Here is an 18,437-nt window from a genome sequence, read left to right as displayed (position 1 = left end):
CCTACCGCGATCATCCGCTTTCCGGCCTGCGCCCTCGATCTCCCGGTTCTCCGGCCGGGTTCCCGGCGTCCGCGCTTTCGGCTGTGTCCCCGTGTCCCCGTGTCCCCGTGTCCCCGTGTCCCCGTGTCCCCGTGTCCCCGTGTCCCCGTGTCCCCGTGTCCCCGCTCACCCGGTGTCCCGCCCGGCCCGGCGGGTCCCGCTCTCCCGCCGTGCCCTCCCGGGACGTGAACGGGGACCCCGCGTGAACGCGAGGTCCCCGTCGTCATCGAGCCTGGGCGGTGTCACGCGCCGTCCGGTTCCGAGTCCACGGGATCAGCTGCCGTAGACGTCGAGGTCCCACAGCGAGTAGCCGTAGGCGGTCAGCGCGCGCTGGGTGCCGTACACGCGCACGTAGCGGCCGGTGCCGCTGACGGTCAGGTCGTCCACCCCGCCGTCGGAGGCGACGGTGGAGTAGACGTCGGTCCAGGTGCTGTTGTTCGTGGAGGTCTGCACCCGGTACGCCTTGCCGTAGGCGGCCTCCCAGTTCAGCCGGACCCGGCTGATCGAGCGGGTCGCTCCCAGGTCGACGGTGATCCACTGCGGGTCGGCGTAGGCGCTGCTCCAGCGGGTGGCGGGGTCGCCGTCCACGGCGTAGGCGCCGACCCGGCCGTTGCCCTCCTCCACGCTGCTGGTCGTGACCGGCCTGCCGACGGACAGCAGCGTGGGGGTCGAGGTGGCGGGGGTGCCGTAGACGTTGAGGTCCCACAGGGAGTAGCCGTAGGCGGTCAGCGCGCGCTGGGTGCCGTACACGCGCACGTAGCGGCCGGTGCCGCTGACGGTCAGGTCGTCCACCCCGCCGTCGGAGGCGACGGTGGAGTAGACGTCGGTCCAGGTGCTGTTGTTCGTGGAGGTCTGCACCCGGTACGCCTTGCCGTAGGCGGCCTCCCAGTTCAGCCGGACCCGGTTGAGGTCGTAGGTCGCGCCGAGGTCGACGGTGATCCACTGGGGGTCGGCGTAGGCGCTGCCCCAGCGGGTGGCGGGGTCGCCGTCCACCGCGTTGGATCCGGCGTGCGCGCTGCCGCTCTCCACGCTGGAGGTCGTTACCGGCCTGCCCCGTGCCAGGTCGGTGGTGGGGTCGGGGTCGCCGGGCGGGGTGCCGGCCCCGGTACCGGTGAAGGTGTAGCTGTCCAGGTCGAACAGGGCGCCGGTACCGGTTCCGGTGAAGACGATGTACAGGTCGTGGGTGCCGTCGTCGGGTTTGGTGACGGGGGCGGTCACCTCGGCGTAGTTGTCCCAGCCGCCGGTTCCGGCGACCGCGACGCGGGCGACCTCGGTGCCGGTGGGCGAGTCGAGGCGGAACGACACGGTGCCGCCCGCGTTGGCGGAGGAGACGCGCGCCCTCACCCCGGTGATGCCCTTGAGGCTGACGGCGTGGTGCTTGACCCACTCGCCGTTCTGGATGTCACCGAGCCGCTTGGCGCCCTCCGCCGCCGCCTGGTCGACGACCCTGGGGCCGTTGAGCTGGACGTAGTGCTCGGCCTGCCACTGCTTGGGCCAGAGCGTGATCTCCTTCTCGCCGGTGAGCGGGACGCTGCCGGTCGCGCCGCGGTCGGTGTAGCTGCCGCGGATCACGAAGAACTGCACGGCGTCGAGCCCGGCGTGGATGGGACCGGTGTTCACGGTGAAGCCGCAGCCGGTGCCCTGGCCCTCCTCGTGGGCGTGCTCCTGGTGGCCGAGCGCGGCGCGGATGACGACGTCGGCGCAGGGGGGCGTGCCGTCCTGCGCGTCGGTCGCGGTCGCGGTCGAGACCAGGTCGTCGCCCCAGCTGTACATGCCTCCGGCGGGCAGGCCGTTCAGCGTCACCGCGGGCCGGTTGTTGCCCACCACGATGGGGATCACGACGGTCCCGGTGCGGTTGCCCGGGTCCCTGACGGTGAGCCTGGCCCGCTTGTCGCCGTTGGTCGTGTAGGTGTGCGTGGGGTTGGCGGCGGTGGAGTCGACGGTGCCGTTGTCGTCGAAGTCCCAGGCGTAGGTGAGCGCGTCACCGTCGGGGTCGGAGGTCCCGGTACTGGAGAAGGTGACCGCGAGCGGGGCGAGCCCGTTGTCCCGGTTCACCGTGGCCTGGGCGATCGGCGACCGCCCGCCCTGCACATGGTTGATCTTGTAGAGGCCGGCGTCGGCGGCGCCGGAGAAGTAGCCGCTGCCGTACTCCAGCAGGTAGAGCGAGCCGTCGGGGCCGAACTCCATGTCGATGGGGTGCACGAGGTTCATCCCCGCGAGCACCGGCTCGATGACGGTCGGCGTCCCGGTGGTCGGGTTGCCGTTGCCGAACTGGACCTCCTTGATCCAGTTACGGCAGTACTCGGAGATCAGCAACTTGTCGTCGTAGTAGACGGGCCACTTCACGTCCGAGACGAGGTTCGGGTCGTAGTGGTAGACCTCGGCGTGGTTGGGGGAGCCGCAGCCGCCGGGGTTGTCCAGGGCGGGCCACTCCTTGCTGCCGCCGTGCTGCTCCCAGACCAGCGCGGGCTTGGTGGGGGGCAGCTGCTGGAGGCCGGTGTTGCGCGGCGAGTTGTTCACCGGGCCGGTCGTGCCGCCGCAGGGGAACCAGCCGCGGGGGGCGTTCGCCGCGAAGTCCCAGTCGTTGTAGGCGACGTTGGGACCGCCGCAGTAGGGCCAGCCGTAGTTGCCGGGCCCGGTGGCGCGGTTGAACTCGTCGTAGGCGGCGGGACCGCGGTTGGCGAGGGTCGCGTTCGCGTCGGGGCCGACCTCGCCCCAGTGCAGGGTGTTGCCCGACTTCTTGTCGACCCAGATCCGGTACGGGTTGCGGGTGCCCATGACGTAGATCTCGGGCCTGGTCTGCGCGGTGCCCGGGGCGAAGAGGTTGCCCGCGGGGATGGTGTAGGTGCCGTTGTTCTCCGGGTGGATCCGGTTGATCTTGCCGCGCAGGTCGTTGGTGTTGCCGGAGGTGCGCTGCGCGTCGTACTGCGGGTTGCGGCTCGTGCGCTCGTCGATCGGGGCCATGCCCGCCGAGTCGCCGCCGGAGTTGGTGTTGTCGCCGACGGCGAAGTACAGGTTGTCGTCGCTGTCCCAGGTCATCGAGCCGGCCGAGTGGCAGCACAGCTCACGCTCGGTGGGCCACTCGATGATCATGTCCTCGCTGGCCGGGTCGAGGACGTTGGTGGTGGTGTTGAAGGTGAACCGGGAGATCCGGTTCACCAGCGGCGTCACCTTGGGCGAGTGGAAGAGGTACACCCAGTGGTTGGCGGCGAACCTCGGGTGGAGGGTGATGCCGATGAGCCCGTCCTCGAAGCGCGCGTCCAGCTGGAGCGTGAGTGCCACGGTCGTGGCCTTCGTCGCGGGGTCGTACAGGCGGACCTGGCCGCCGCCGGAGGTGGTGCCCCGGTTGATGTAGAGGACCTTGCCGTCGGGCAGGACGGAGAGCTCGATGGGCTCGCCCATCGACAGCCCGCCGTCCAGCTTGACCTTCTCGAACGCGCTGGTCGGCGGCGGGGCGAGGGCGGAGGTGGTCCCGAGCGTGGTGGCGGTCGACGCCGCGGCGGTGGTGCCGGTGGCTCCCGCCGCGGCGGCGGCGAGGGCGAGAACGAGAACGCCCAAGGTCGTACGAAGGCGCGTGAAACCTAACACGAAGGTCTCCTGGGGGGTGAAAAGGCAGACGCGTGCGGGGTGGTGTCAGGTGCCGTAGATGTCGAGGTCCCACAGGGAGTAGCCGTAGGGGGGCAGGCCGCGCTGGGTGCCGTACACGCGCACGTAGCGGCCGGTGCCGCTGACGGTCAGGTCGTCCACGCCCCCGTCACCCGCGGTGGTGGAGTGGACGTCGGTCCAGGTGCTGTTGTTCGTGGAGGTCTGCACCCGGTACGCCTTTCCGTAGGCGGCCTCCCAGTTCAGCCGGACCCGGCTGATCGAGCGGGTCGCTCCCAGGTCGACGGTGATCCACTGCGGGTCGGCGTAGGCGCTGCCCCAGCGGGTGGCGGGGTCGCCGTCCACCGCGTTGGATCCGGCGTGCGCGCTGCCGGTCTCCACGCTGCTGACCGTGACCGGCCTGCCGGTGGACAGCAGCGTGGGGGTCGAGGTGGCGGGGGTGCCGTAGACGTTGAGGTCCCACAGGGAGTAGCCGTAGGGGGGCAGGCCGCGCTGGGTGCCGTACACGCGCACGTAGCGGCCGGTCCCGGTCAGCGTCAGGTCGTCCACGCCGCCGTCGCTCGTGGTGGTGGAGTAGGCGTTGGTCCAGGTGCTGTTGTTCGTGGAGGTCTGCACCTGGTACGCCTTGCCGTAGGCGGCCTCCCAGTTCAGCCGGACCCGGTTGAGGTCGTAGGTCGCGCCGAGGTCGACGGTGATCCACTGGGGGTCGGCGTAGGCGCTGCCCCAGCGGGTGGCGGGGTCGCCGTCCACCGCGTTGGATCCGGCGTGCGCGCTGCCGCTCTCCACGCTGCTGACCGTGACCGGCCTGCCCCGCGCCAGGTCGGTGGCGGGAGGGTCCGAGGGACCGTCCTGCTTGATGCGGATGTTGCGGTAGCTGATGTCGAGCCCGTCACCGTCGTTCTGGACGCCGATGTAGCCGTTGGCGATGTTCCGCGTGCTCGTGTAGTCGTTGATCTTGGTGCCGTTGAGGTAGATCTCGACGCGCTGCCCGTGCACCGCGATCTCGTAGGTGTTCCAGGAGCCGGGCGGGTTGAGCGCCGCGGCGCGCGCGGCCGTGTCGGGCGCCTTGAAGCTGTAGACGCTGCCCGTGGTCCGGGTGGGGTCGGCGTCGGAGGCGTCGATCTGGATCTCGTGTCCCAGGTCGACTGGCCGCCACGGGTCGTTGCCCGGGTCGGGGAAGCCGATGAAGACGCCGCCGTTGTCGTCGCCCGGCATCATCCAGTCGAGCTTGAGCGAGTAGTTGGAGAAGGTCGAGACGGGGTACCAGAGCAGGCCCATGCCGCCGACCGAGGACAGCGTCCCGTTGGCGAGGGTGAAGCCGCCGGGGCCGGCCTGCCGCCACTTGCCGAGACTGGCCTGCGTGCCGTCGAACAGCGGCGTGTAGCCGGTCTCGGGACGGCAGTCGGCGGCCTTCGCCTTGGCGGCGACCTGGATGCCGCCGAGCAGCATCTTGGTGAAGCCGGGGTCGGCGTAGGACTCGTCGGTGTGACCGAGGCCGGTGTACCAGGCCCGGCCGCCCTGGTAGTCCTGGCACCAGGTGATCGGGTGGTCGGCGCCCATGCCGCCGCCGCCGTAGGACGACTCGTCCAGGTTGGCCAGCACCTTGACGGCGGTGCGCGGGTTGGCGCGGTAGTCGTACCACTCGTCGGTGCGGGTCCAGGTGGGCGCCAGGTGCGAGGTGGACGGGTTCGCCCGGTCCTCGACACGGATCGTCGCCTGCTGGGTGGCGGGGTGGGCGCGGAAGTACGCCCCGACCAGGCCTCCGTACCAGGGCCAGTCGTACTCGGTGTCGGCCGCGGCGTGGACGCCGACGTATCCGCCTCCGCTCGCGATGTAGGACTGGAACGCGGTCTGCTGCGTCGCGTTGAGCACGTCGCCGGTGGTCGACAGCCAGATGACCGCCTGGTACTGGGCGAGGTTGGCGGTGGTGAAGGCGCCCGCGTCCTCCGTGGCGACCGCCGTGAAGCCTTCTGCCGCGCCGAGTTGCTGGATGGCGGAGATCCCGAAGGGGATGGAGGAGTGCCGGAAGCCGGCTGTCTTGGAGAAGATGAGGACCTTGGTCAGGGGGGCCGCCGAGGCGGTACCGGGTAGCAGCGCGATGGCTCCGGTGATCATGACGGCCAGCGCGAGGAGAACCCGCGAGATCCGGCGCATACGTCTACTCCTAGGGGGAGAGGAGCGCGCCGCCGCACCTGGTGACAACCTTTCGGCGGAGGTGTCGAGACATTCGCCGCCGTACGACAAAAGATTCGCACGGCCTGGCGAAAGCGTCAATGCATGGGAGCGCTAACAGGCGATTCGCCTTGCGATGATCTTGATACATCGGATGTATTTATTTGCGGCACGCTGTAATTTCCGGACGAGATGGACAAAATACGGCCTGGTCAGCGACTCATCGTGCTCGCGGGGCAGGTTTTTCCTGTCCAAAGGGGATATTTCATATCTTGACGTGTGCAGACGTCCGATGTTAACTACGGCTGACAGATCCGATCTACCAAATGTGAAGCAGGCCCGGCCTGTGACCACAGGTGTCCTGGTGACGGATCTGCCCCTACGGGGAAGTCAGGGAGTCGCCGCCGGTCGCCGATTGCCGGCGGCGGCTCCCTGACTCCCCGGCGTAGCTCCCCTGCGTCACGTCACCCGCCCACCGGAACGTCCCGCCGAAGCGACCCGCTCTCCCCGGGCGGCGGCGCCGGCACGCAGGTGGGTGAGTCGCGCGCTCGGTCAAGGCGGGGCGGCGTGGCCGCCGTCCCCGGTGGCGATTAAGGAAGATCATGTCGAGAAAACCAGTACGCCTCTTACTGATGTGGTTCCTCGTGACATGCCTGGCCTCGGTCGGCATGGCCGCGCCGGCGTGGGCGGCACCGGGTGACACGGCCTTCGACCAGGCGACCGGGGCGCTGAGGGTCGACCGCGGGTCGTACCTGTCGAAGCACGACATCGTCTACAACCGCCCCAACACCAACCCGGTCCAGGGCCTGACCGTCGGCAACGGCCGCACCGGGGCGATGGCCTGGAACCAGAACGGGCTGACGATGCAGGTGTCGGGGGTGGACCTGTCGCCGCAGTCGACCTACGCGGCGGGCCTGGCGAACCTCAGCACCACCCCGGCCATGGACACCGGGTACACGACCTTCCAGCAGCGGCTGTCGCTGTACGACGGGACGCTGACCACCAAGTACGACTCCAACCGGACCGTGACCGTGATGGGGTCGCCGAACTCCGAGGTCATGGGCATCCACGTCGAGGACACCCGGGGCGGCGTGTCCAACGTGGCCTTCGACCTCAGCATGTGGGACCCGGCCACCGTCCAGAACATCGCGGACGTGCCCGACCTGAACACCTGGCGGACGATCTCCACCTTCTCCGACGCCGGCGTGGCCGGGTTCAGCCGGGGCCAGACCGACGCGAACGGCTTCGGCTACACCATGGCCGCCACCGTCGAGGGCGCGAACTTCACCACCCAGGTCGTGGACGGCAGGAAGGTGCGGCTGAACATCACGCCCACCTCCAGCTACACGATCTGGTTCACCGCCGCGAGCCGGATCAACGCCCCCAACCGCGACTCGGTGGCCCAGGCCCGCAGCCAGCTCACCTCGGTCAAGAACACCGGCTACACCACCACGTTCGACAACTACCGCAACTGGTGGCACGCGTTCTGGGCCAAGTCGTTCGTCCAGTACTCCACCTCCAACCGCGACGCGGACTACCTGGAGAACGTCTACTACCTCAGCACGTACATGATCGCCGCGGGCGGCTACGGCAACTACCCGCTGCACTTCATCAACGGTGTCTTCCGCGCCACGCAGGACAACTCCAAGTGGAGCAACGCCTACTGGTACTGGAACCAGCGGGATGTCTACAACTCCTTCCTCGCCTCCAACCACGCCGACCTGATGAACACCTTCAACCGGCTCTACAGCCGTAACCACACCGCGCTGAAGGCGTACACGCAGACGAGGTACGGGATCGACGCCCTGTGGGTGCCCGAGACCATGGGCTGGGACGGCAACGCGCGCGGCACGGTCAACAGCGACTACACCAAGAACATCCTGACGACCGGCTACCAGGCCGCTTACAACATGTACCTGCAGTACCGCTACACCAACGACGCGAACTACCTGCGGGACGTGGCGTACCCGTACATGCGGGACACCGCGAAGCTCTACAAGGGCCTGCTGTCCTTCGACGGGCCGACCGGCAAGTACTACATGGCCAACTCCCACTCCCACGAGACGTACTGGAACGTCCGCAACGCGATCACCGACCTGGCCGCGGTGCGCAGCATCTTCCCGCTGACGATCCAGGTCAGCCAGCAGCTCGGCCTCGACGCCGGCCTGCGCGCCGACTGGCAGAACATCGTGAACAACCTCGTCGCCTACCCGACGGGCAACGGCGCCTACCTGCCCCACGAGCCGCCGATCTCGCAGACGAGGAACAACGAGAACGTCGCCTCGGAGCTGATCTGGCCGTACAACATCACCGGCATCGGCTACCCCGACTACCAGACCGCGCTGAACACCTGGAACCAGCGGCCGTTCCCCTATGGCAACGTCTGGTCCAACGACGCGGTGCAGGCGGCCCGCCTCGGTCTCGGCGACCAGGCGTACCAGGGCATGAAGACGATGCTGCAGAAGTATCAGAATTACCCCAACGGCATGACGACCAACACGAACGGCGTCTTCGAGTATCTCGGCGTGCACCTGTCGGCGCTGAACGAGTCGCTCATGCAGAGCTACAACGACAAGATCAGGGTGTTCCCCGCGGTGCCGGGCGACTCCTCCTTCGTCGGCAGGTTCACCCTCCTGGCCAAGGACGGCTTCCAGGTCAGCTCCGAGCGCGAGGCCGGGGAGATCAAGTACGTCGGGCTCAGGAGCCTGTACGGCAAGCAGGCCACGGTGGTCAACCCCTGGGGCACCCAGCAGATCCGGGTGCGCCGCGCCTCCGACAACGCCGTCCTGGCCACCGTCTCCACCGGCGAGGTCTCCTTCGCCACCGCCGCCAACGCCGTGTACGTCGTGGAGCGGACCGCCAAGCCGCTGAGCGGCTACGCCTCCACGACGCTGACCGGCTCCGCCAACCAGGGCGTCAAGGCCCTGAGCGGCACCGCCTCCACCCTGGGTCTCCCCGGCGGCACGAGCAACGGGACGATCAGCCTGCGCTCCAAGGCCAACGGTCTCTACGTCACCGCCTCCAACGGCTCGCCGCTGATCGCGAACGGGACGTCCACCGGGACGGCGCAGCAGTTCGAGCGGGTCAACCAGAGCGACGGCACCATCGCGCTGCGCGCGAAGATCAACAACAAGTTCGTGGCCGCGGAGGGCGCCGGAGCCCAGCCGCTGATCGCCGACCGTGACGCGGTGGGCCCCTGGGAGGTCTTCCAGCTCATCACCAACCCGGACGGTTCGGTCAGCCTCAGGGCCCAGGTCAACAACAAGCTGGTGTGCGCCGAGGGCGCCGGAGCCCAGCCGCTGATCGCCGACCGTGACGCGGTGGGCCCCTGGGAGAGCTTCGACCTGATAAATAACTAAATCAGGATTTTTCAGGAAACCGAGTCCGGCGGAGCGTCTCGATCGGCCGGACTCGGTTTCCGTCTTTCCCGCCGTTCACCCGGCTGCCGGGCCCGGTCTCCGCCTTTCTCTCCGGTCACTCGATCCGTGCTGCCCGCTCTCCGTCATTCCCCGCCGTTCACCGGCCCCCGGGCCCCGTCTCCGGAATTCCCGCCGTTCACCCGAGCTGTCACCCCCGGATATCCTCGTCGTCATTCGTCGCGACGGGACTGTCCGGGTCCCGCCGCGTGCCGAGGCCGTTTTCGCGGATCCCGGTGTCCATTGGAACACCAGGCTCCACGCCCGCCCCAGATGTCTCGCTTTTGTCCGGCTATTCCCTCCAGAATAGATACATCGGATAAAGGCCCTATCGGGGAGACGCGAAAGGACGCGGGTTTGAACCGCTTTCCACGGGTCCTCGGGATTCGCATGGGATATGACCCGGACCAGGTGGACCTGCTGGTCCGCCGGATCGAGGGGACCCTCGGCAGGGGCGCCCCGGAAGGTGAGCCGGTCACCGCGGACGAGATCCGCGACGCCCGGTTCCGCACCAGGCTCGGCGGCTACAACGAGGTCGCCGTCGACTTCGCGCTCGAGGCCTTCATCGTGGCGATCGAGACCCGGCCCACCGGCACGGACGGGCGTCCGGTCGTCCCCGCCGGCCGTGCCGCGCCGGAAGAGCCCGCGCGTGAGGAGAACGAGGACCGCGCCGCCCGGGTCGAGCGGGTCGCCTTCAGGCCGGGGCGGCTCGGCATGGGCTACAACGAGGACGAGGTCGACGCCTTCCTCGACCGGATCGTGGCCACCCTGCGCGGCACCACCGACACGCCGCTCACCCCCGGCGACGTGCGCGCGGCGAGGTTCGCCACGGTGATGCTGAGGCCGGGGTACGCGATCGCCGAGGTCGACGAGTTCCTCGACGAGCTCGCGGACGTCCTGGAGCCCCGCCCGGCCGGCGACGACGCCTTTCGTGATCCGTCAGCCGGCGACGAGGCCTCTCGCGGCCTTTAGCGGCACGGGCCCTCCTGGCTCCGCCGGCCCGCGGCGGTACGCCGGAGGCGACCCCCCATCGGCCCGCGGCGGTACGGCGAGGTACCGGACGCGGAAGGCGCCGGAGTGTGCGCCGGGACCCGTCAGCGGGTACCCCAGGAGTAGGTCTGTTTGTGAAGCTTGAGGTAGACGAAGGTCTCGGTGGCGCGGACGGTGGGGATGGCACGGATCTTGCCGAGGATCTCCAGGAGATGCTGGTCGCTCTCGCAGACGACCTCGACCATGATGTCCAGCGACCCGGCGGTCAGCACGACGTAGTCGATCTCCCTGATGGCCGACAGCTCGTCGGCCACCGTCTCCAGGTCGCCCTCGCACTTGATGCCGATCATGGCCTGGCGGGGGAAACCCAGGGTGAGCGGGTCGGTCACCGCGACGATCTGCATCACCCCCGCGTCGAGCAGGCGCTGCACCCGCTGGCGCACGGCGGCCTCGGAGAGCCCCACCGCCTTGCCGATCGCGGCGTACGGCTTGCGCCCGTCCGTCTGCAGTTGCTCGATGATCTGCTTGGAGATCTCGTCGAGGACGACGGGGCCGGGCCTGGCGTCGTTTTCGCGGCGAACCTTGGGTGGCGTCGTCATGGGCGCTCCCTGGCGTCATGTTGCGGGGCTGTTGCCGTCATGTTGCGGCTCCGATGCGACATGCTGTCAGTTCCGGCGCTTCTGTCAAGCGATTTCGTAGCAATTTGGTATCTTAACAACGAAATCCCTTGTCGTAAGGCTGTCGCTCTGTAAGAGTCGCGACAACTCAGCCCCGATCCTTAGGAGGCCGACGGTGACCACCCCGGTTGAGACCAGCGAATTCCCTCGCCTGCGGAACTACATCGGCGGCGAACTCGTGGAGGCCAGGAGCGACCGGTTCTCCGACGTCATCGATCCATGCACCGGCGAGATCTACCTTAAGGCCCCCGTCTCGGGTCCCGAGGACGTCGACGCGGCCTATGCCGCCGCCGCCGCCGCGTTCGAGTCGTGGAGCCGGGCCACCCCGGGGGAGCGCGCCAACCTCCTCCTGAAGGTGGCCGACGCGATCGACGCGCGGGCCGAGGAGCTGAACGAGGCCGAGTGCCGCAACACCGGCAAGCCGCGCGCCCGGATGGCCGAGGACGAGACCCCGATCGCCGCCGACCACTTCCGCTTCTTCGCGGGGGCCGCGCGCACGCTGGAGGGCCCGACGTCGGGCGAGTTCCTCGCCGACCACACCTCCGTCATCCGGCACGAGCCGATCGGCGTGGTGGGCCAGGTCACCCCCTGGAACTACCCGATGATGATGGCGGTCTGGAAGATCGCCCCGGCGCTCGCCGCGGGCAACACCGTGGTGCTCAAGCCCTCGGACACCACCCCCGTCTCCACGGTCAAGCTGGCCGAGATCCTCGGTGACGTCCTGCCGAAGGGCGTCTTCAACGTCGTCGTCGGCGACCGGGAGACCGGCGCGCTGGTCGTCGGCCACCCGACCGCGTCGATGGTCGCGATCACCGGTTCGGTCGGCGCGGGCATGGCCGTGGCCAGGAGCGCCGCCGACGACCTCAAGCGGGTGCACCTGGAACTGGGCGGCAAGGCGCCCGTCGTCGTGTTCGACGACGTCAGGGACCTCAAGTCCGCCGCGGAGTCCATCGCCACCGCGGGCCTGTACAACGCCGGGCAGGACTGCACCGCGGCCTGCCGCGTGCTGGTCCACGAGGACGTCCACGACGAGTTCGTGGCCGCGCTCACCGAGGCGGCGGCGAGCACCGTGACCGGCGACCTCTCCGACGAGGACGCCCTCTACGGCCCGCTCAACAACGCCGACCAGCTGGCCCGCGTCACCGGCTTCATCGACCGGGTCCCCGGCCACGCCAAGGTCCTCACCGGCGGGAACCGGATCGGCGACCGGGGCTACTTCTTCGCCCCCACCGTCGTCGACGGCCTCAAGCAGGACGACGAGATGGTGCAGAACGAGGTGTTCGGGCCGGTGATCACCGTCCAGACCTTCTCCGACGAGGCCGACGCGGTCGCCAAGGCCAACGGCGTCAAGTACGGCCTCTCCGGCTCGGTGTGGACCTCCGACCACGGCCGGGCGATGCGGGTGTCGAACCGTCTCGACTTCGGCGTGGTGTGGGTCAACACCCACATCCCGTTCGTCTCGGAGATGCCGCACGGAGGCTTCAAGCACTCCGGTTACGGCAAGGACCTGTCCGTTTTCGGATTGCACGACTACATGCGCGTCAAGCACGTCATGCACTACATCGGCGAATAGCCGCGAACAGAGGGATAAGCCTGGAATGACCGAAATCCAGGCGAGTACGGAGACGGCCGACACCGTCTCCCGCTCGCCCCACGTACCCGCAATCGAACTTGACGGGGTCGTCAAGGAGTACGTCTCCCACGGCGAGGTCGTCCAGGCGGTCAAGGGTGTCACCCTGTCGATCGCCGAGGGGGAGTTCTTCTCGCTCCTCGGCCCCTCGGGCTGCGGCAAGACCACCACCATGCGGATGATCGCCGGCTTCGAGGACCCCTCGCGCGGCAACGTGCGGCTGCACGGCCAGGACGTCACCGACGTCCCCCCCAACAAGCGCGACGTCAACATGGTCTTCCAGTCGTACGCCCTCTTCCCGCACATGAACGTCTGGGAGAACGTCGCGTTCGGCCTCCGGCGCAAGAAGGTGGCCGCCGCCGAGATCAAGCGCCGGGTCGGGGAGATCCTGGAGATCGTCGATCTCACCGGGCGCGAGAAACGCCGCCCCCGGGAGATGTCCGGAGGCCAGCAGCAGCGGGTCGCCCTGGCCCGAGCCCTGGTCAACAACCCCCGCGCGCTCCTGCTGGACGAGCCGCTCGGCGCCCTCGACCTCAAGCTCCGCCAGGCCATGCAGATCGAGCTCAAGCGCATCCAGCGCGAGGTCGGCATCACCTTCGTGTACGTCACCCACGACCAGAGCGAGGCGCTCACGATGAGTGACCGCATCGCCGTCATGAACGACGGCCAGGTCGAGCAGCTCGGCACTCCCAGAGAGATCTACGAGCGGCCCGCGACCGCTTTCGTGGCCGGGTTCATCGGCACGTCCAACCTGCTCAGCGGCACTGTCGACCGTTTCCAGTCGGGCTTCGCGGTGCTTAAGCTGGGTGATGACGACCACGTCCTCGCCGAGGGCGGATCGTTCCGTGCCGGGGAACCGATCGCGATCACGGTGCGCCCGGAGAAGATCAGGATTACCACGGAGGAGCCCACCGGAGATCTCAGTGTCGTGCGAGGCACCGTCTCAGAGGTGGTCTACCTGGGGCTTTACACCAGTTACACGGTCTGCCTGGCCCACGGCGCAGAGGTGACCGTCTTCCAGCAGAACGCACTCGACAGCACGAGCACGGCGGAGCGTGGCGACGCCGTCTGGCTGTCGTGGTTGCCGCACCACTCGTACGCGATCGGAAGTTGAGCTCGACATGGACCCCCGCACGAACCCCGCCTTTCTGCGAGGCATGACGCAGAGCCGCTCCGTCACGCGCCGTGACGCCCTCCGCCTCGGCGGGCTGTCGGCCGCGGCCCTCGCCCTCGCCGCCTGCGGCGTGGAGGGCAAGAAGGTGGCGGCCGTCCCCCCCAGGGACGCCATCGCCGAATACTGGGGCTCCAAGAAGAAGAACGGCACGCTGCGCTTCGCCAACTGGCCGCTCTACATCGACAAGGACGGCAAGCGGTACCCCTCGCTGGAGCTGTTCACCGCCGACACCGGCATCCAGGTTTCCTACCAGGAGGCCATCCAGGACAACAGCACGTTCTTCGGCAAGGTCCAGCCGCTGCTCGCCGCCAACAACGACATCGGCTACGACCTGATGGTCCTGACCAACGGCCTCCAGCTGAGCAAGGCCATCGCGCTGGGCTACCTCGTCCCCCTCGACCACTCCAAGCTGCCGAACTTCGCGGCCAACGCGAGCTCCGCGGTGAAGAACCCCACCTGGGACCCCAACAACGCCCACACGATCCCGTGGACGGTCGGCGTCACCGGCATCGCCTACAACCCCAAGTACGTGGACGAGGTCAAGAGCATCCAGGACCTCTGGAACCCCAAGTACAAGGGCAAGGTCGGCATGATGCTCGACACCCAGGAGGTCGCCAACTTCGGCATGTTCGCCCTGGGCATCGACCCCGACAAGTCGACCGAGGCCGACTGGAAGAAGGCCGGCGAGAAGCTCAAGGAGCAGCGCGACGCGGGGCTGGTGCGCAAGTACTACGAGAACGACTACGTCGACGCCCTCGCCAGGGGCGACGTCTGGATCACCATGGCCTGGTCGGGCGACATCTTCCAGCAGGTCGCCGAGGGCAAGGACCTGCGGTTCGTGGTGCCCGAGGAGGGCGGCACGATCTGGACCGACAACATGTGCATCCCGAAGACCGCGCTGAACCCGGTCGACGCGCTCACCCTGATGGACTACGTCTACCAGCCCAAGATCGCCACGATGCTGGTCGAGTACATCAACTACATCACGCCCGTCTCCTCCGCCAAGGACCTCGTCCTCGCCGACGCGGCCAAGGCCGAGGGCGACGAGAAGAAGGCGCTCGAGCAGATCGCCGAGAGTCCGCTGATCTTCCCCTCGGAGGCGGACATGGCCAAGCTGCGGTCGTACAAGACGCTCACCTCCGCGGAGGAGAAGATCTTCGAGGACATCTTCCAGCCGGTCACGCAGGGCTAGGCGGATGAGAGAGCGACTCGGACGGGAAGGGGTCGTCGGCCGGTGAAGCGCCTCGCCCCCTACCTGCTCATCCTGCCCGGCGGACTCTGGCTCGCGATCTTCCTGGTGGTGCCGATGGTCTTCATGGCCTCGGTCTCCACCCAGGAGGGCAACGTGGTCGACGGATTCGTCCAGACGTTCAACTTCGCGGTGTACGGCGACGCCCTGGCGCAGTACCAGACGCAGTTCCTGCGCTCGGCGGGGTACGGCCTGGCCGCGACCGTGATCTCCATCGCGCTGGCCTACCCGATGGCCTACTGGATCGCCTTCAAGGGCGGCAGCCGCAAGTCCACCTACCTGCTGCTGGTGCTGCTGCCGTTCTTCGTGTCGTTCGTGCTGCGCACGGTGTCGTGGCGGTTCATGCTCGCCGACGACGGCATGCTGCTGGGGCCGCTGAAGTCGGTGGGGCTGCTGCCCGAGGACTTCCACGTGCTGCAGACGACGTTCGCGGTGATCGGCGGGCTGGTCTACAACTACCTGCCGTTCATGATCCTGCCGATCTACGTCGCGCTGGAGCGGGTGGACCCCAAGGTCGTCGAGGCCGCACAGGACCTCTACGCGGCCAGGCGCGAGGCGTTCACCAGGATCGTGCTGCCGCTCTCGCTGCCGGGCGTGTTCGCCGGGGTGCTGATGACGTTCGTCCCGATGACCGCCGACTACGTCAACGCGGGCATCCTCGGCGGCCCGGAGAACACGATGATCGGCAACATCATCCAGACCGAGTATCTGGTCAACAACGACTACCCGACCGCCGCCGCGCTGTCGTTCACGCTGATGGCGGCGATGCTGGTCGGCATCTTCGCCTACGCCAAGGCGCTCGGCACCGAGAACGTCCTGGAGGCGGCGGCCCGATGAGCGGCACCATCGACGTCACGGAGGCCCCGGCGGCGGACGCGCCCGCCGGGCGGAGGTCCCCACGGGGACGGAGGCGGCTGGGCGACCGGCTGCTCTTCGGCTACGTGTGGCTGATCCTGATCTGGCTGTTCCTGCCGATCGCCGTCATGATCGTGTTCGGCTTCAACGACACCCAGAGCAAGTCGAACGTGACCTGGCAGGGCTTCACCCTCCAGTGGTGGGGACGCCTGGACGAGTATCCCGAACTGCTCAAAGCGGTGCGCAACTCCATCTCCATCGCCCTGCTCTCCACGGTGATCACGACGCTGCTCGGCACGCTCATGGGCCTGGCCCTGGGCCGTTACCGGTTCCGCGGGCAGGGCGCCACCAACCTGGTGATGTTCGCCGCGATCGCCTCGCCCGAACTGGTCATGGGCGCCTCGCTGCTGTCGCTGTTCATCAGCGTCGGCGTGCAGACCGGCTTCGCGACCGTGGTCGTCGCGCACGTGCTGTTCTCGCTGTCCTTCGTGGCGATCACCGTGCGGGCCCGGGTGATCGGGCTCGACCGGTCGATCGAGGAGGCGGCGCGCGACCTCGGCGCGTCCACCTGGATCACGTTCTGGCGGATCACCTTCCCGATGATCCTGCCCGGCGTCGTCTCGGGCGCGCTGCTGGCCTTCGCCCTGTCCATCGACGACTTCGTGATCACCCAGTTCACCAGCGGCGCCGTCCAGACGTTCCCGCTGTGGATCTGGGGGGCCACCCGTATCGGGGTGCCGCCTCAGGTGAACGTCATCGGAACGCTTATATTCGCGGTAGGCGTCGCCATCGCCGTGGTCAACACGGTCACCGCGCGCCGCCGCACCTAGCCTTCGCCGAGCCCCGTGCCCTCACCGGGTGGCACGGGGCTTCGGTGTACCCGGGCTCCCGGATCTCCGGGTCCCGGGTTCCCGGCGGCGAGGGCCGCGGCGGACAATATCCCGGCGGAGAACAGATTCCCGGCAGAGAACAGGGAGGCGAGATCGGATTCAGGCGGGGGGAACCCGCGCGCGATCTCCATGATCACGCGATACACACAAAGACAACCTGACTCACGTAGGGAAGTGAGATTTGTGGATCCGCTGAAGGCTCTTGCTGACGCGGAGCGCAAGCCGTACTGGCTCGACAGTCCGGCGAAACCCGAGCCGCTGGCGCGGCTCTTCGGCGAGACCACCGCCGACCTGGCGGTGGTCGGCGGCGGCTTCTCGGGGCTCTGGACCGCCCTGATGGCCAAGGAACGCGACCCCTCGCTCGACGTCGTCCTCCTTGAGGGGCGCCGGGTCGGCTGGGCGGCGTCCGGCCGCAACGGCGGCTTCGCGATGGCCACGCTGACCCACGGCATCGCCAACGGGCTGGAGCGCTGGCCCGAGGAGATCTCCACGCTCGAACGCCTCGGCGTCGACAACCTCGACGAGATCGGCGAGGCGGTCGCCGGATACGGCATCGACTGCGGCTACGAGCGCACCGGCGAGCTGCACGTGGCCACCGAGCCGTGGCAGCTGGAGGAGATGAACCGCAACGTCGGCGTCGCCCGCGACCTGGGCGCCCGCTTCGACGTCCTCGACACCGAACAGGTGCGGGCGGAGGTGAACTCGCCCACGTACATCGGAGGCCACTGGGAGCGCGACGGCTGCGCCATGCTCGACCCCGCCCGGCTGGCCTGGGGGCTCCGGCAGGCCTGCCTCTCGCTGGGCGTGCGCATCCACGAGCGCACGCCGGTACGCACGATGAGGGACACCCCGACGAGCCTGGACCTGATCACCCCGCACGGCAGCGTCAGGGCGCGCAAGGTGGCGCTCGGCACCGGCGTGTTCCAGCCGCTGCTGCGGCGGCTGAAGCACTTCCTGGTGCCGGTCTACGACTACGCGCTGATGACCGAGCCGCTCTCGGCCGGCCGGCTGGCCTCGGTGGGCTGGCACAACCGGCAGGGGGTCGGGGACGCGGCCAACCAGTTCCACTACTACCGGCTGACCGAGGACAACCGGATCCTCTGGGGCGGTTACGACGCGGTCTACTACAACGGCGGCATGATCAAGCCCGAGTACGAGCAGCGCGACGAGACCTTCGTCAAGCTGGCGGAACACTTCTTCACCACGTTCCCCCAGCTGTCCGGGCTGCGCTTCACCCACAGGTGGGGCGGCGTGATCGACACCTGCAGCCGGTTCAGCGCCTTCTACGGCCAGTCGCACGGCGGGCGCCTCGCCTATGCCGCCGGATACACCGGCATGGGCGTCGGCGCGACCCGGTTCGGGGCGAACGTCATGCTCGACCTGCTCGCCGGAGAGCGGACCGAGCGGACCGAGCTGCGGATGGTCAAGGAGAAGCCCGTCCCGTTCCCGCCCGAGCCGGTCCGCTCGGCGGGGATCCAGATGACCCGCTGGTCGATCGCCCAGGCCGACCTGCACCAGGGGCGCCGCAACCTCTGGCTGCGGACCCTGGACCGGATGGGTCTCGGCTTCGACTCCTGAGGTTCCCGAGGTCCCTGCTTCCCAACGGCCGTCCCCGTTCCCGCTCCCGGCTCAGGCCGGTCGGGCGGGGGCGGGGACGGCCACGGGACGGCATGGGACGGCAGAGGACGATCAGGGACGACGGGGGACGGGCCGAAGAACGGCCGGGTCCGGGGCCGGCGGGG

11 protein-coding genes are annotated in these 18,437 nt (G+C 68.6%); 8 read left to right on the top strand and 3 right to left on the bottom strand.

Annotated features, from left to right (window positions below; all coding sequences use genetic code 11):
* Positions 1–312: 312 nt before the first annotated feature.
* Positions 313–3,627 carry a galactose-binding domain-containing protein gene (locus ACTOQ1_RS29175; RefSeq protein ID WP_440071177.1) on the bottom strand — a complete coding sequence of 1,105 codons (3,315 nt, stop codon included), beginning with the start codon at positions 3,625–3,627 and terminating at the stop codon, positions 313–315.
* A 45-nt stretch (positions 3,628–3,672) separates the two neighbouring features.
* Complete coding sequence (locus tag ACTOQ1_RS29170; RefSeq protein WP_440071176.1) at positions 3,673–5,796, bottom strand: ThuA domain-containing protein; 2,124 nt, start codon at positions 5,794–5,796, stop codon at positions 3,673–3,675.
* A gap of 620 nt (positions 5,797–6,416) precedes the next feature.
* Between ACTOQ1_RS29170 and ACTOQ1_RS29165 the strand changes: the two genes are divergently transcribed.
* Both ACTOQ1_RS29165 and ACTOQ1_RS29160 read left to right on the top strand, forming a co-directional pair.
* Complete coding sequence (locus tag ACTOQ1_RS29165) at positions 6,417–9,173, top strand: glycosyl hydrolase family 95 catalytic domain-containing protein (RefSeq protein WP_440071175.1); 2,757 nt, start codon at positions 6,417–6,419, stop codon at positions 9,171–9,173.
* Between the two features lie 447 nt (positions 9,174–9,620).
* The gene (locus ACTOQ1_RS29160) at positions 9,621–10,202 is read left to right on the top strand and encodes a DivIVA domain-containing protein (RefSeq protein ID WP_440071174.1); all 582 of its coding nucleotides are present in this window, start codon (positions 9,621–9,623) and stop codon (positions 10,200–10,202) included.
* Between the two features lie 122 nt (positions 10,203–10,324).
* Here the strand turns inward: ACTOQ1_RS29160 and ACTOQ1_RS29155 are convergent, their stop codons facing one another.
* The gene (locus tag ACTOQ1_RS29155) at positions 10,325–10,819 is read right to left on the bottom strand and encodes an Lrp/AsnC family transcriptional regulator (RefSeq protein WP_329091340.1); all 495 of its coding nucleotides are present in this window, start codon (positions 10,817–10,819) and stop codon (positions 10,325–10,327) included.
* Between the two features lie 193 nt (positions 10,820–11,012).
* On the opposite strand from ACTOQ1_RS29155, the gene ACTOQ1_RS29150 reads away from it, so the two are divergent.
* From ACTOQ1_RS29150 to ACTOQ1_RS29125, 6 genes are all read left to right on the top strand, one after another.
* A complete protein-coding gene (locus ACTOQ1_RS29150; RefSeq protein ID WP_440071173.1) occupies positions 11,013–12,470 on the top strand; it encodes a gamma-aminobutyraldehyde dehydrogenase in 1,458 nt (485 codons plus the stop codon).
* Between the two features lie 25 nt (positions 12,471–12,495).
* The gene (locus ACTOQ1_RS29145) at positions 12,496–13,641 is read left to right on the top strand and encodes an ABC transporter ATP-binding protein (RefSeq protein ID WP_440071172.1); all 1,146 of its coding nucleotides are present in this window, start codon (positions 12,496–12,498) and stop codon (positions 13,639–13,641) included.
* Between the two features lie 43 nt (positions 13,642–13,684).
* Entirely contained in the window at positions 13,685–14,893 is a 1,209-nt protein-coding gene (locus ACTOQ1_RS29140) for a polyamine ABC transporter substrate-binding protein (protein ID WP_440071171.1), read from the top strand.
* A 42-nt stretch (positions 14,894–14,935) separates the two neighbouring features.
* Complete coding sequence (locus tag ACTOQ1_RS29135; protein ID WP_440071170.1) at positions 14,936–15,787, top strand: ABC transporter permease; 852 nt, start codon at positions 14,936–14,938, stop codon at positions 15,785–15,787.
* Positions 15,784–16,635 carry an ABC transporter permease gene (locus ACTOQ1_RS29130; protein WP_440071169.1) on the top strand — a complete coding sequence of 284 codons (852 nt, stop codon included), beginning with the start codon at positions 15,784–15,786 and terminating at the stop codon, positions 16,633–16,635. Before ACTOQ1_RS29135 ends, ACTOQ1_RS29130 begins: the two co-directional genes overlap by 4 nt.
* A 243-nt stretch (positions 16,636–16,878) precedes the next feature.
* The gene (locus ACTOQ1_RS29125; RefSeq protein ID WP_440071268.1) at positions 16,879–18,273 is read left to right on the top strand and encodes an NAD(P)/FAD-dependent oxidoreductase; all 1,395 of its coding nucleotides are present in this window, start codon (positions 16,879–16,881) and stop codon (positions 18,271–18,273) included.
* Positions 18,274–18,437: the final 164 nt, after the last annotated feature.

This window comes from Streptosporangium sp. OZ121 (genome assembly GCF_051918885.1).
Lineage (GTDB): Bacteria > Actinomycetota > Actinomycetes > Streptosporangiales > Streptosporangiaceae > Streptosporangium.
The sequence above is the reverse complement of the archived record's forward strand: the minus strand, read 5'-3'. Positions and strand labels throughout refer to the sequence as shown.